At 38.5% G+C, this 13,515-nt stretch carries 16 protein-coding genes and 1 other annotated feature; of the genes, 13 read left to right on the forward strand and 3 right to left on the reverse strand.

Annotation, left to right across the window (positions count from 1 at the left end; all coding sequences use genetic code 11):
* Positions 1-57 precede the first annotated feature (57 nt).
* From CZ382_RS02960 to CZ382_RS02970, 3 genes are all read left to right on the forward strand, one after another.
* Positions 58-483: a hypothetical protein gene (locus CZ382_RS02960; RefSeq protein WP_088049744.1), complete on the forward strand. Its 426-nt coding sequence runs from the start codon at positions 58-60 to the stop codon at positions 481-483.
* Positions 484-602: 119 nt separating this feature from the next.
* Complete coding sequence (locus CZ382_RS02965; RefSeq protein ID WP_088049745.1) at positions 603-809, forward strand: hypothetical protein; 207 nt, start codon at positions 603-605, stop codon at positions 807-809.
* Positions 810-982: 173 nt separating this feature from the next.
* Positions 983-1,744, forward strand: coding sequence for a YjbA family protein (locus CZ382_RS02970; protein ID WP_088049746.1), 762 nt, complete (start codon positions 983-985; stop codon positions 1,742-1,744).
* 101 nt (positions 1,745-1,845) lie between these two features.
* Here CZ382_RS02970 and trpS read toward each other — a convergent pair whose 3' ends face one another.
* Positions 1,846-2,835: a tryptophan--tRNA ligase gene (trpS, locus tag CZ382_RS02975; protein WP_088049747.1), complete on the reverse strand. Its 990-nt coding sequence runs from the start codon at positions 2,833-2,835 to the stop codon at positions 1,846-1,848.
* 61 nt (positions 2,836-2,896) lie between these two features.
* Positions 2,897-3,072, reverse strand: a binding site (T-box leader).
* Positions 3,073-3,488: 416 nt separating this feature from the next.
* On the reverse strand, positions 3,489-4,412 hold the full coding sequence (locus tag CZ382_RS02980; protein WP_088049748.1) for a nuclease-related domain-containing protein: 924 nt from the start codon (positions 4,410-4,412) through the stop codon (positions 3,489-3,491).
* A 674-nt stretch (positions 4,413-5,086) separates the two neighbouring features.
* Between CZ382_RS02980 and CZ382_RS02985 the strand changes: the two genes are divergently transcribed.
* Positions 5,087-6,589 (forward strand): malate:quinone oxidoreductase, encoded by a 1,503-nt coding sequence (locus CZ382_RS02985; RefSeq protein ID WP_088049749.1) that lies wholly within the window; start codon positions 5,087-5,089, stop codon positions 6,587-6,589.
* 484 nt (positions 6,590-7,073) lie between these two features.
* On the opposite strand, the gene CZ382_RS02990 is transcribed toward CZ382_RS02985, so the two are convergent.
* A complete protein-coding gene (locus tag CZ382_RS02990; protein WP_088049750.1) occupies positions 7,074-7,304 on the reverse strand; it encodes a DUF6429 family protein in 231 nt (76 codons plus the stop codon).
* Positions 7,305-7,501: 197 nt separating this feature from the next.
* Here CZ382_RS02990 and CZ382_RS24640 point away from each other — a divergent pair, with 197 nt between their 5' ends.
* The 9 genes from CZ382_RS24640 to CZ382_RS03035 all read left to right on the forward strand — a co-directional run bounded on the left by CZ382_RS24640 (position 7,502) and on the right by CZ382_RS03035 (position 13,503).
* Positions 7,502-8,653, forward strand: a complete 1,152-nt coding sequence (locus tag CZ382_RS24640) for a PcsB-like coiled-coil domain-containing protein (RefSeq protein WP_088049751.1) — start codon at positions 7,502-7,504, stop codon at positions 8,651-8,653.
* A gap of 229 nt (positions 8,654-8,882) precedes the next feature.
* Positions 8,883-9,143 carry a metal-sensitive transcriptional regulator gene (locus tag CZ382_RS03000; protein WP_088049752.1) on the forward strand — a complete coding sequence of 87 codons (261 nt, stop codon included), beginning with the start codon at positions 8,883-8,885 and terminating at the stop codon, positions 9,141-9,143.
* Positions 9,144-9,293: 150 nt separating this feature from the next.
* Positions 9,294-9,593 carry a rhodanese-like domain-containing protein gene (locus tag CZ382_RS03005; RefSeq protein ID WP_088049753.1) on the forward strand — a complete coding sequence of 100 codons (300 nt, stop codon included), beginning with the start codon at positions 9,294-9,296 and terminating at the stop codon, positions 9,591-9,593.
* Between the two features lie 5 nt (positions 9,594-9,598).
* Positions 9,599-10,165 carry a sulfurtransferase TusA family protein gene (locus tag CZ382_RS03010; RefSeq protein ID WP_088049754.1) on the forward strand — a complete coding sequence of 189 codons (567 nt, stop codon included), beginning with the start codon at positions 9,599-9,601 and terminating at the stop codon, positions 10,163-10,165.
* 289 nt (positions 10,166-10,454) lie between these two features.
* The gene (locus CZ382_RS03015; protein ID WP_088049755.1) at positions 10,455-10,853 is read left to right on the forward strand and encodes a DsrE/DsrF/DrsH-like family protein; all 399 of its coding nucleotides are present in this window, start codon (positions 10,455-10,457) and stop codon (positions 10,851-10,853) included.
* A 14-nt stretch (positions 10,854-10,867) separates the two neighbouring features.
* On the forward strand, positions 10,868-11,998 hold the full coding sequence (locus CZ382_RS03020; RefSeq protein ID WP_088049756.1) for an MBL fold metallo-hydrolase: 1,131 nt from the start codon (positions 10,868-10,870) through the stop codon (positions 11,996-11,998).
* A gap of 58 nt (positions 11,999-12,056) precedes the next feature.
* Complete coding sequence (locus tag CZ382_RS03025; RefSeq protein WP_088049757.1) at positions 12,057-12,284, forward strand: sulfurtransferase TusA family protein; 228 nt, start codon at positions 12,057-12,059, stop codon at positions 12,282-12,284.
* A gap of 46 nt (positions 12,285-12,330) precedes the next feature.
* Positions 12,331-13,116, forward strand: a complete 786-nt coding sequence (locus tag CZ382_RS03030) for a sulfite exporter TauE/SafE family protein (RefSeq protein ID WP_088049758.1) — start codon at positions 12,331-12,333, stop codon at positions 13,114-13,116.
* Positions 13,117-13,143: 27 nt separating this feature from the next.
* Positions 13,144-13,503 carry a rhodanese-like domain-containing protein gene (locus CZ382_RS03035; protein WP_088049759.1) on the forward strand — a complete coding sequence of 120 codons (360 nt, stop codon included), beginning with the start codon at positions 13,144-13,146 and terminating at the stop codon, positions 13,501-13,503.
* Positions 13,504-13,515 lie beyond the last annotated feature (12 nt).

Raw genomic sequence — 13,515 nt, forward strand, 5'->3', positions numbered from 1 at the left:
ACCAGTGATCTGGTTGGTCTTTTTTTACTAGCAAGAAAAATGAAGAAGGCTGTGAATGTGAACCGGGTGGTGGTAACTATCAAGCGGAAAAGCGGGAATATAGGCCCCAGGAGAGAACATCAACTGGAGATGCAGGGACACCAGCCGGAAAACAGAAATACCAACCGGAGAACGGAAATATCGACCGGAGAGCAGAAATATCGACCGGAGAACGGAAACATCAACCGAAGAACGGAAACATCAACCGGAGAACGGAAATATCGACCGGAGAACGGAAACATTAACCGGAGAGCAGAAACATCAACCGGAGAACGGAAACATCAACCGGAGAACGGAAACATCAACCGGAGAGCAGAAATATCAACCGGAGAACGGAAACATCAACCGGAGAGCAGAAACATCGACCGGAGAACGGAAACATCAACCGGAGAGCAGAAATATCGACCGGAGAACGGAAACATCAACCGGAGAGCAGAAACATGAACGCATTCTTGCTATAGCATTCAGGAACGAAAACATGAAAATGGACAACCCTATCATGTATTTCGGTCCACAAGCATAAACTGAATTAAAACGAATGGACAAGCGTGGGTGGGATGGACATGTTTTATTTGTTTCTCTTTTTATTGGGGTTTGGACTGGCTGTTTCCGGTGGTGTGACCATTGTTGCATATTCCAATTTTTTGCCGGCAGGATTAGGCTGGATTGATTATTTTATCTTCCTTAAAGGACGACCGGAATGTTACTTTTTACCAATTGGGTTTATCCTTATGGCGATTGCCATTTATCGATATCCAAACACACATTGAACAGAATCGGGAATTTACGGGGTGTTTATCGTTCACCTTCACGTCTTTAGTTTACTCACGCTTGGAGATGGTGGTATGATGACCCGTTAATCCGTGATAAAAATCCCAGAATATTTTTCTAACATGATGGTCATAATGTATGGTAAATGTTAGTTGAAAAGTGAGGGTTGTTTATGTTGTATTTGCACGATGTGTGGGTGAATTGGTTTGAAGGGGAGGAGAATGGGTATAATGTATGTTATTTTCACGAATGGCGGAAGGAAGATGGGATCGAATTGCTTGATCAAGTACCGCTCTTGTACATAAATGAAGATTTATACAACTATATTGAAAATGATATGCATGATTTACCAAAACCAATGCTTGATTGCATATATAAACGTGCATATATTCGAAAAGGACAGGAGCGTACCGTACTGGATTATGCCTGTGTAGTTACGGATGGAACGGATATCATTGCAATGGATACAATCGGTTATCAGATTCCAATTCGTAAAAGCAGATTAATACCGAGGCAAGAACAGCTTGTCTTTGATATGATCGAAAACACGAAAAAACAATCATTTAAATTTGATGGGGATTTGTATAAAAAAGAATATCATATGCTATCCATGCCGCCAGAGCTTGTCTTCGGATTAACAAGACGGGAGCGGCAGCTGAAACAGTTGCTGATGATGGCGCTTGATCAGTTACATACAGCAAATAACCTGGAAGAATTGCGCTATTGGCTGACGGAATGGAACCCAAAAAAATACCCATATATTCGTTATATGGATGAGGAAAAGGTTTGGCAAGCTTTATATAATGGTGTCAAACATGGCTGGAGCAGCGCCCATGAAGACCTGTGCGGAAAAATGATTAAAGGTCAGCCGTTTTTGGAAAAAATGTGGGAACTGGAACAAAGTCAGGAACAAAATACGTCGAAGCAGAAATAAAGAGGGCGGAACTCAGAGGCAAAAATAAAAAAAATAGCGGTAAAAACACTTGGCTAAATTTTAGTCAAGTGTTTTTCTTTTTACGTTCAACTTTTAGTATCTTATTTCCGTTTTCGTCCCAATCCTGTTGCTTTTTTCGCTTTCGCTAACGTTTTATTTGCGATTAAAGCGGCACGATCTGCACCATCGTCAAGGATAGTGTCTAATTCCTCAGCTTCGATAAGAGCATCGTAACGGTCCTGAATTGGTGCCAGTACCTGGATAACGGCCTGGGCCACGTCCTGTTTGAATTCCCCATATCCCTTACCCGCATAATTTTCTTCAAGCTTTTCAATTGATTCGCCAGTACAGCTCGCCAAAATCGTTAGGAGATTGGAAATGCCAGGTTTGTTTTCCTTATCGAACTTAACAATCCCTTCTGAATCGGTAACAGCACTTTTAATCTTTTTCTCGATTTTCTTCGGTTCGTCCAGCATTGAAATAAACGCTTTTTCATTACTATCCGATTTGCTCATTTTCTTGGTTGGTTCCTGTAAAGACATAATGCGCGCGCCTACTTTAGGGACGCTGATTTCTGGAATGGTAAAAATGTCGTTGTACTTATTGTTAAATCGTTGCGCCAAGTTCCGTGTTAATTCGAGATGCTGCTTTTGATCCTCGCCGACTGGAACTAAATTGGTATTGTACAGTAAAATATCTGCGGCCATTAGTGGTGGGTACGTTAATAGTGCAACAGAAACTGCTTCCTTACCAACTGCTTTATCTTTAAATTGGGTCATTCGCTCCAATTCCCCAATATAGCTGATCGATTGCATGATCCATGCCAGCTCCGCGTGTGCAGGTACTTCTGACTGAATAAATAATGTCGATTTGTTCGGATCAATTCCTGCAGCAAGGTATAAGGCTGCAAGCGAACGAATATTTTGTCTTAGCTTTAAACGATCCTGAGGTACAGTAATCGCATGCTCGTCAACAATACAAAAATAGCAATGATTTTCTTCCTGTAATTTGACGAACTGCTGCATCGCACCTAAATAATTTCCTATTGTTAGCGTACCACTCGGCTGTATTCCTGAAAATATTGTGCTCATCTGTTTCACTCCGTTTTGTTTTATTAAAAAATTCCATTAAAAAAGTCCATTTATCCCTGCATAAAGGGACGAATGAACCGCGGTGCCACCCTAATTATTCTGCTAGACGCAGAATCACTTTATAAAAAATAAGCTCCAAAGCCCAGTTCCAAATTGCCATGGTGCTTGTTTTCACCAGCCACAAGCTCTCTAAAAAACCAGCGGGCAATTGTACTTTATCTTTTTCATTGCTATGATATTGACTTTTTTATTATTATATAGATCCGTTGGTTGAAATGCAAGATGAAACTCCTTAAACGTCTTTCATCTTGTGGCGAAGAACAAATCATGATGGTAGATCCCGAGAAAAGTCACTCATGGAAGAGATGAAAGCCCAAATGCGCTGCTGGAACCCGAGAAAAGTCACTCATGGAAGAGATGAGAGCCCAAATGCGCTGCTGGAACCCGAGAAAAGTCACTCATGGAAGAGATGAAAGCCTAAACGCGCTGCAGGAACCCGGGAAAAGTCACTCATAGAAGAGATGAAAGCCTAAATGAGATGGTGTAGCCAGTAAGAAGTCACTCATCGATATGATGAAAACCTCAAATATGTTCTTCAATCCACTAAAAAGTCCTTCATTTTGATTATGAGGGACTAGAGGGAACTTATAGCGTTAGAAATCTAAATCTTGTTCGTAGTATGTCCATTGATGAACCCCTACAATATTAAAATTGGTTGCTAGAATTCTTCTTATTGTCTTTTTTGATTGTACCACTTGGCACCAATCATGAATGATATTGGTTGTAATCTTTTCATTGGGGAATAGAATCTTAAATTCTTTAACACTTCTCATTACAGCGTCTATAACCGGCTTTCCATTCCCACATTCGTGACAAATACATTTCCTTTTCTCAATAGATAAGGAAAATGAATGACATTTAGAACAGGTAATCCCCTTTCGTAGTTCGTCATAATAGTAAGAAGGTATTTGCTTATATGGAGAATCGGTATTATTTAACGACAATAATTGATCTGCAACTTTTTTATGTTTTTCCGACAATTTCGAAGGTATTGCATTAAAATTTTCGATGTATTGATTAACTTGGGTTGGAAAAATAATTGGTTTATCTAGAGGTGCTTGGTATAAGGTGAATTTCGGATTAATAAAAACAACGGAAGCATCTATTTGAGGGTTGAATCCGATGCTGAGGAGTAATTGACGCAGTAAGGATTCGCTTCTACCTAACTGGTACAGAGGATTAATTACTTCTACTTTAGGGTTCCTTTTGAATAGCTTATCCGATTCGTAATAATAATCGCCTTCATAGTTTTTTACCTCATAAAAGTAAATCTTTCCATGTGCAATAATGAGGGAATCAATTTGGAAGGTAGTATTATTTACTTTTAGTAACAAATCATTTAATATCAAGCATTCACACTGAAGATTTTCTGTTAAGGCATCAAATTGCATCTCTCCTTCGTAACCTTTTTTTAGATTAAAATAGTGCTGCTTATCCTTTCTAGGTAAATTCTTTCGCTCGTTCAATAATTCCAGAATTATTAATTCATTAGACATAGTACGCGGTTTATAAAACATAGTCCACATCCTTTTTATTTATAGAGTCCCAGTCTATTAAAATTTGAAATAGATGGAATGAAAAATATATAAGTTCTGTTTGAATCACTATAGGATGGTGCCAGTCTAGAATGGGAATATCTACTTTGCTTCATACTATTGAAAGAGTTTACAGTCAATTGTCATAGGAGATTTGGGTAAACGCATGATGAAACGATTGCGAGGCGAATAAATCGGCGTATTCAATTAGATAGGAAGATTAGGAATTAGAATAGAAACTTAAAAATGAAGAGAATAATCACTTGGATTATATAGTAATTTCTATAATAATGCAATCAAAGGTTTTGTGGTTCTGTGACACATGAACCGCGGTGCCACCCTAATTATTCTGCTGGACACAGAATCACCTTATAAAAATTTAGCTCCAAAGCCCAATTTTCCAAATTATCATGGTACTTGTTTGCACCAGCTCCCTAAAAATCCAACGGGCAATTGTACTTTATCTTTTTCATTGCTATATCGTATGCGTTTGATTTCTCACTTTTTTTCAGCTTTTAAATAACTTATGGTATAATTGTAATACACTATAATATGGTTAGAAAAGATGTATAACTAGGTTGCGCCCTGACTTGTTAACGTATGAGCAGGAACGCTTGCTTTCTTTGTGCAAATTTTAAGATGTAAGGAAGGTAAATATGAGTAATAAACATACGACAACAGACGTTATTTTAATTGGTGCCGGAATCATGAGTGCAACATTGGGCTCACTCTTAAAAGAATTGGCACCGGACTGGAGAATTACTGTATTTGAGAAGCTTGAAAAGCCAGGAGAGGAAAGCTCCAACGAATGGAATAATGCGGGAACCGGGCACTCGGCACTGTGCGAGCTTAACTACACTCCCGAAAAACCGGACGGGTCCATAGACATTAGCAAAGCACTAAAGATTAACGAACAGTTTCAGCTTTCAAAACAGTTTTGGTCTTATCTTGTAAACAGCAATCTGATAAGTAATCCTCAGGACTTTATCAAACCATTGCCTCATATAAGTTTAGTGCATGGGGAAGATAATGTAATGTTTTTGAAAAAACGGTTTGATGCACTGGCAAACCATCCTTTGTTCCAAGGGATGGAATTTTCTTGCGACCCGGAAAAATTAAAGGAATGGATTCCGCTTATTATGGATGGCCGTACATCTAAGGGATCTATAGCAGCAACAAAAATCGACTCAGGGACGGATGTCAACTTTGGAGCACTAACGCGTAAATTGTTAGACTACTTAAAGGGTCAAAATGTAAATATAAAATACAATCACACGGTAGATGATATAAAACGTACTGACGACGGTTCGTGGGAAGTAAAAGTTCGTAATTTCGATCGCGGTACCCTCGAATACCATACTGCAAATTACGTCTTTATCGGGGCTGGTGGAGGGGCCTTGCCGTTACTGCAAAAAACCGGGATTCCCGAAAGTAAACATATTGGAGGGTTCCCGGTAAGCGGACTATTCCTAGTATGTAACAATCCTGAAGTTGTAAAGCAGCATCATGCAAAGGTATACGGAAAAGCTGCAGTTGGCGCTCCTCCAATGTCTGTGCCACATCTTGACACACGATATATCGATAACAAGAAAACATTATTATTTGGACCGTTTGCCGGCTTCTCCCCAAAGTTCTTAAAAACTGGTTCAAATATGGATTTATTAGGCTCTGTAAAACCGAATAATGTTTTCACGATGTTAGCGGCAGGTGCAAAAAACATACCACTAACAAAATACCTGGTGCAGCAGCTTATGTTATCGAAAGAACAACGGATGGAAGAATTGCGGGAATTTATTCCAGATGCTAAAAGTGAAGATTGGGATACCGTGACAGCGGGACAACGTGTACAAGTAATTAAGGACACTGATGATGGCGGAAAAGGAACGCTTCAATTTGGTACGGAACTTGTTAGTGCCGCTGATGGTTCAGTCGCTGCATTGCTTGGTGCTTCTCCAGGTGCTTCCACTGCCGTTCATGTTGTGCTGGATATGTTCAAAAGATGCTTTCCGCAGCATCTAAAAGAGTGGGAACCGAAAATAAGAGAAATAATTCCTTCTTATGGCTTGTCACTGGTGGAAAATCCAGAACTTATTCAAGAAATTCATGCTTTAACAGCGCGAGCGCTTGGTCTAAGCGAAGAAGAGGCAGTCCTTAGTTAGTTCTTTATATACTAAAAGGTGTTCATTTTTTCAAAAGAGTTATCAAAAAAGGCGACTCAACATTTACTTTTAATTTTGGAGTCACCTTTTTTGCTTATTAGAGGGATAATTTACCCTCCATTCGCCATTCGCAATTTAGCCCCGTCAATCGAAATCATAGAACCACTTTCGTTTGGAAAGATATTTTACTTTTCCTTCCTAATCAGCCATTTTCCATTTTCTAATACAAAGTTTGTCGATTATTTTCTGTTCATCTTCGTCTCATTTGCGAGTACGAACCTATTTTTTCTCATCACGATTCCTGGTTATTAGCCGTTCAACTTCAGGCTTTTTTCTATCCATTGGTTTAGGTCGTTCAAGTTTAACCGTTCAATTTCAATCACTCCATGTCAAAGATCCTTCATATAGTATATCATGTTTATTCAGAAAATAAGCCAATGAAATATAAGGGAAGACTGGTTTATAACTTTAGTGCGCAGATACATTATTGTAAATATGTTTCCATTAATTTTTTCGCTTCGCTGATACCATTTTCAGTTAAATAGACCGATTTTGATTTTTTACTTCCTCTAATGAAATCTTCATCCGTTAATTCATCTAAAATTTCAAACGGATAGCCTTTCCAGCTTCTTCTCATTTCTTTTGGGATATCATCTTCCTTCCAAGAGGTCAGATATAGTAATAGCAGGGTCAGATCCTTTATCTTTTTTTCCACAGTGACAAAATCCTTTCTGTATTGGTGTTTATTTAAAGACTATTTAAAAATGAAACAAATGGCAAGTAATTTCTGACGCGAGATACTTATGAAATACAATTGTAATCTCAGCTTAATTGTTGTGTAAGTTTGCCGTGATATACTATTGGAGTTGAAATGCAATTATTTTTAATAAAAATAGGAAGCGAGGGAAAAAGTTGACAAGAAAATTAGCTACAATTACCTTAGCAACTATCATTGTTTTAGGAAGTTTATTTTTTAACAATTATAGCTATGCAGAAGCAAATTCAAAGTTAGAAAACCTGCAGGAACAACGGAAGAATGTTAAAGAAGATTTGTCAAATGCAGAAGAACAAGTTGCTGAACTGATGTCAGAAATAGAAGATTTGAATAAAGAAATGGAACGCGTAAATCAATCATTGAATGAAAAGCAAGGTATGATGGAGAAAACAGAACAAAACATTACAAGTGCACTAGAAGAAATTAGAATCCTTCAAGATGAAATTAAAGAATTAGAGACGGATATTGAAAAACGCAAGGAAATTTTAAAGGAACGAATTGCCTCTTATCAACAGGCGGGCGGTTCAATGACTTATTTAGAAGTAATATTCGGTGCGCAAAGTTTTGGTGATTTTATAAGCAGAACTTCCATGGTTAACAAGATTACGGAGGCTGATGCTTCCTTATTAGAAACCCTCGAAAATGACATACATAAAGTAGCCGAAAAGCAAAAGCTTGCACTAGAAAAGCTTGATGAGTTAAACGCCATGAAAGCGGAACAAGAGGAAACTTTAGCACAAATTAAAGAAGAAAAGCAGCAAAATGAACAACGCAGGGAGTCGTTAGAGAAGAAACAGCAAGAGTTAATTGCATTAATAGATAACTTGCAACTGGAAGACAAAAAGATTGCCTCGCTTCAAACGGAAGCAAAACAAAATATTGTAGCAGCAGCAAGAAAAAGTTCGCAATCTGAACAAGTTAAAAAAAGTGGACGGAAAGTTAGTACGGCAAGTAAAGAAAAAGTAGATAAACCTAAAAAAGCAACACAGGACAACACAAACAAAAAAACATTTACCGTTACTGCCACCGCTTATACAATGGAGAGTGCCGGTGGTTCAGGGGTGACGCACACCGGAATCGACCTCAGGGAAAATCCTAATACAAGAGTAATTGCGGTCGATCCAAATGTTATTCCCTTAGGATCAGTCGTACATGTAGAAGGATATGGTTATGCGATTGCTGGCGATATTGGCAGTGCAATTAATGGTAACAAAATTGATGTTTATGTCCGGACAAAGCAAGCTGCAATAAAGTGGGGAGTACGTACTGTTAAAGTGACAATTCAATGAATGGATGAAAATAAAACAGGGATGCTTAGAAAGTAATAAGTGTTCTTGTTTTATTTTTATATAAAAGTTGGGTATTCATGTGATTTTTAACATTTACGTAGAAACATGTTGACAAAATACCTCCATGGGTATATTATGTGAGCATAGCGACAATAATAAAACGACAGAAGCGGTATCCCGCAAAAAAGATGTATGTGTTCACTTAGTAAAGCTGAAAGGAGTGTTACGAATGAAATATGATGCCCAAATGAAAAATAGAATGAAGCGTATTGAGGGGCAAGTTAGAGGATTATTAAAAATGATGGAGGAAGAAAAAGAATGCCGGGATGTCGTGACGCAAATGTCGGCTGTCAGAAGTGCAATGGATCGTACCGCTGCATTAGTTGTCAGTAAAAATCTGGAACAGTGCATTCGTGAAGAAAAACAAACTGGCGAAAGTTCTGAGGATCTTATTAAAGAAGCAGTTAATTTATTAGTTAGAAGCAGATAAGATTGACAAGCTGTTTTACAACATTTATCATAAAAAACGGGTTAAGCAAGCAATCAACTAACCCATTTTTTTATTTAATATATAATACCTGTACGGGTATATGTATAATGATGATTGGTCTGGAATTTTACTAGTTAGGAGGGAACAGTAGTGAAGGAAGTTGCAGCAAAAGAATTAGCAGGAAAATTAAAAGCAGGGGAAAACGTGAGCATTATTGATGTTCGGGAAGAGAAAGAAGTAGCACAAGGGAAAATACCGGGTGCACTTCATATTCCACTTGGTCAATTACCAGACCGTCTTGATGAGATGGATAAAAATAAACATTATTATATGGTTTGCCGTTCTGGTGGTCGAAGTGGCAAAGCTTGCTTGTTTTTAAGTGAGCAAGGCTATGATGTTACGAATATGACAGGCGGTATGCTGGACTGGGAAGATGAAGTTGAAAAGTAAGGAGGATTCAGATTACAGCAAATAGAATAGTGGATGCAAAAGGGCTGACATGTCCAATGCCTATTGTGAAGGCCAAAAAAGCAATGATGAACTTAGAACCTGGTCAAGTTATGGAAGTTCAGGCTATAGATAAAGGCTCAATTGCTGATTTAAAGGCATGGGCAGAGAATACCGGGCACCAGTATATTGGAACAGTCGAGGGCGGTGATCTGTTAAAACATTATCTACGAAAAGCAAGTGATCCCGAACTGAAGGAAGAAATCAAACATGAATATACCATTGAACTTAACAAACTTCACAGTAAGTTAAATGAACCGCCCATTTCAATTCTAGATGTTTGTGAACCCGTAGAATTTGCTTTTGGTCATATTCCAGGGGCGGTCAATATACCCCTTGAGGAATTAGATGAACGTCTAGATGAAATAGACCAAAATAAGGAGCTATATATTATTTGCCGTACAGGTAACCGCAGTGATTTAGCAGCACAAAATTTAACCGAAAAAGGATATAAGAATGTGATAAATGTTTTACCAGGTATGTCCACATGGGATAGCCCAATAGAAAAAAATTAAACAATTTTTGAATAACCACTTATAGTGGATGTTCAAAAAGTCACCAAATGATAAGCGGCGAATCTCTTCGTTGGCGGAAGAGGATCTTCTGCTAAAACCGCCCACGTCCTGTGGGCAACGCAGAAGTCACCACATCCTGTGGAAGCCCGGTGCTCAAAGCTACGCCGCCTCGACCTTCTTGCGACGCACAGGAAGTGCTAGTGCCGGCGTTGCAACAGGACGTTGCGATTTTAGCCGGCCTTCTCATTCGGCGACTTTTTGAACACGCACTTTTAGGAGGAATTTTTAAATGGCTAACACAAAAGTAGCAATTATTGCAGCGAACGGAACATTATTTGACGCATATAAGGTATTTAACATTGCGACGGCAGCTGCAGCGTCCGATGCCGAAGTAGGGATTTTCTTTACGTTTGAAGGGTTAAATCTAATTCATAAGGAGGCGCATAAACAGCTTCCATTACCAAAAGGAAAAGAACATTTTGCGGAAGGATTTAGCAAGGCGAATGTGCCATCCATTGAAAAGCTGGTAGGTATTGCTCAAGAACTGGGTGTCAAATTAATTGCTTGCCAAATGACGATGGATGTAATGAATCTGGCTAAGGATGCATTTGTTGATGGAATTGAAGTAGGCGGCGCGGCTACATTCATTGATTATGCGAAGGATGCAAATATCTCACTATCATTTTAACGGAGGGGTTGCAAATGACAAAAACAATTTCAGTTAAAGAATTGGCGAAAAAAATAGTAAACCGCGAAGAAACGTTGATTTTGGATGTACGGAATACAGATGAATTTAATAATTGGAAAATAGAGGGCGAAAAGGTCAGGGCTATCAATAAACCGTATTTCAACTTACTGGACGGGATCGATCCTATTAAAGGTACGTTGAAAAAAGATCAGGAAATAATCGTTGTCTGTGCAAAAGGCGGTTCATCCGAAATGATCGGAGATATGCTAAGCGATGCCGGATTTACAACGGTTTATAGCCTGAAAGATGGTATGAAAGCTTGGAGTGAATACTTGGAGCCGGTAAAGATTGCTGATTTAAATGACGGAGGTAGCCTGCACCAATTTGTTCGTTTAGGAAAAGGTTGCCTATCATATTTCATTCAATCAAATGGAGAAGCAGCAATTGTAGATACAGCAAGGATGACGGATATTTATAAACAGTTTGCGGAAGAACAGGGTGTACAGATTAAGCATGTCATGGACACACATTTACACGCAGACCACATTTCCGGCGGACGCAAACTCGCGGAAGAAGTTGGTGGCACTTATTACTTGCCACCTAAAGATGCAGCGGATGCTACCTTTTCGTATACACCACTTGAAGAAGGCAATGACATCATGGTGGGTAATACTGCTATAAAGATACAACCAATCTATTCACCGGGTCATACAATTGGCAGTACGTCATTTATAATTGATGGTAAGTATTTATTAACTGGCGACAATCTATTTGTGCGATCAATTGGTCGTCCGGATTTAGCCGGATTGGCAGAAGATTGGGTAGAAGATCTTCGACATACGCTCTATAACCGTTACAAAGAACTTTCCGATGATTTAATCGTATTACCTGCACATTACTCTTTTGCAGAAGAACTTGGTGAAGGTGGTAAAGTCTTAGCTCGGTTAGGTGACCTTTATCAGAAAAATGCAGGGTTACAAGTAGATGATGAGCAGAAATTTAGAAAAATGGTAACCGAAAATCTTCCGCCGCAACCGAATGCGTATGAAGATATTCGCAAAATAAATATGGGTAAACTTTCGCCCGATCAGGAAGAACAGAAAGAAATGGAAATAGGACCTAACCGTTGTGCGATTGAGGGATAGTTTTTTGAATAATACCCTCGTATGTATTTGAACTGAATAAATTAGGAGGTATATCAAAATGAGCGCAGATAAAGTATTGGATGCAACAGGTTTATCATGTCCCATGCCGATCGTAAGAACAAAAAAGGCAATGGATGAACTAAAAACAGGCGAAATATTGGAGGTCCATGCAACAGATAAGGGTGCTAAAAGTGACCTAGCAGCATGGGCAAAATCCGGTGGACATGAGCTTTTAAAAGAATTAGAAAAAGACAGTGTACTAAAATTTTGGATAAAAAAAGGATAAAGGTGACCCTTCAGCTGGGTCCCCTTTGATTTAGGGGAAAGGTTATATGGAATATAGTATGATGTTTATCGTTACCATTTTTTTGATTGGTTTTATCGGTTCCTTTATTTCTGGAATGGTAGGAATTGGTGGAGCGATTATTAATTATCCGATGTTATTATATATTCCTGTTGTTTTAGGTTTTGCAAGTTTTAGTGCATATGAAGTTTCTGGTATTACTGCTATTCAAGTGCTGTTTGCTACAGTAGGCGGTGTCGTTGCCTATCGGAATGGTGGATATTTAAATAAAACGATCATTGGTTATATGGGAATTAGTATATTAATAGGCAGTTTTGCAGGAGGCTTTGTTTCATCACACATGTCAGAAGCCGGTATTAATATTATATACGGTATACTGGCTTTAATTGCGGTTATTATGATGTTTTTGCCTAAAAGGGAAAGCGATGAAACGACTTTTGACAGTGTAAAGTTTAACCGATGGCTTGCAGCTGCAATAGCACTCTTGGTTGGGATTGGAGCTGGTATTGTCGGTGCTGGTGGAGCATTTTTGTTAGTGCCAGTGATGCTAACTGTATTGCATATTCCAACAAGGGTTACCATCGCATCCTCTTTGGCAATTACCTTTATATCATCCATTGGTGCAACTGCGAGTAAGATGATGACAGGTCAAATATTATTTATACCTGCCATAATCATGATAATAGCAAGTTTACTTGGTTCTCCATTAGGTGCAAACATAGGGAAAAAGGTAAATACGAAGCATCTTCAGTGGATTTTAGCAGTTTTAATTTTGGGAACAGCAATTAAAATTTGGGTTGATATCTTCATTTAACATGGTCAAATGGGAGGAGAAATAATTTTGGGAATCATACAGTGGATAATCTTGATAGGAATATTAGCATTTGTACTAAGAAAATTCATGCCTGTTAAAGGTTTGTCACAAATAACAGTGCCGGAATTGAAAAAGAAGTTTAACGACAAAAATGTTCAATTTGTTGATGTACGAACACCTCAGGAATACCAAGCAAATCACCGAAAACCATTTAAAAATATACCGTTATCACAATTAGCTCAACAAATGAATAAACTCGATAAAAATAAAGAAGTGGTAGTTATTTGTCAAAGTGGGATGAGAAGTCTGAAAGCAGCCAAAATCTTGAAGAAACAAGGATTTAAGAATGTGACAAATGTAAAAGGTGGTATGAGTGCCTGGGTGTAGATAAGGGAAGAA

The sequence above is a fragment of the Virgibacillus dakarensis genome (assembly GCF_900155625.1).
GTDB classification, from domain to species: domain Bacteria; phylum Bacillota; class Bacilli; order Bacillales; family Amphibacillaceae; genus Lentibacillus_C; species Lentibacillus_C populi.

What these genes read in the sequence shown, in the direction of transcription:
- CZ382_RS02980 (WP_088049748.1), bottom strand. Translation starts at nt 4,412, where the DNA reads ATGTTTTATAAACCGCGTACTATGTCTAATGAATTAATAATTCTGGAA.
- CZ382_RS03025 (WP_088049757.1), top strand. Translation starts at nt 12,057, where the DNA reads ATGAGCGCAGATAAAGTATTGGATGCAACAGGTTTATCATGTCCCATG.
- CZ382_RS03020 (WP_088049756.1), top strand. Translation starts at nt 10,868, where the DNA reads ATGACAAAAACAATTTCAGTTAAAGAATTGGCGAAAAAAATAGTAAAC.
- CZ382_RS02985 (WP_088049749.1), top strand. Translation starts at nt 5,087, where the DNA reads ATGAGTAATAAACATACGACAACAGACGTTATTTTAATTGGTGCCGGA.
- CZ382_RS02970 (WP_088049746.1), top strand. Translation starts at nt 983, where the DNA reads ATGTTGTATTTGCACGATGTGTGGGTGAATTGGTTTGAAGGGGAGGAG.
- CZ382_RS03015 (WP_088049755.1), top strand. Translation starts at nt 10,455, where the DNA reads ATGGCTAACACAAAAGTAGCAATTATTGCAGCGAACGGAACATTATTT.
- trpS (WP_088049747.1), bottom strand. Translation starts at nt 2,835, where the DNA reads ATGAGCACAATATTTTCAGGAATACAGCCGAGTGGTACGCTAACAATA.
- CZ382_RS03030 (WP_088049758.1), top strand. Translation starts at nt 12,331, where the DNA reads ATGGAATATAGTATGATGTTTATCGTTACCATTTTTTTGATTGGTTTT.
- CZ382_RS02965 (WP_088049745.1), top strand. Translation starts at nt 603, where the DNA reads ATGTTTTATTTGTTTCTCTTTTTATTGGGGTTTGGACTGGCTGTTTCC.
- CZ382_RS03000 (WP_088049752.1), top strand. Translation starts at nt 8,883, where the DNA reads ATGAAATATGATGCCCAAATGAAAAATAGAATGAAGCGTATTGAGGGG.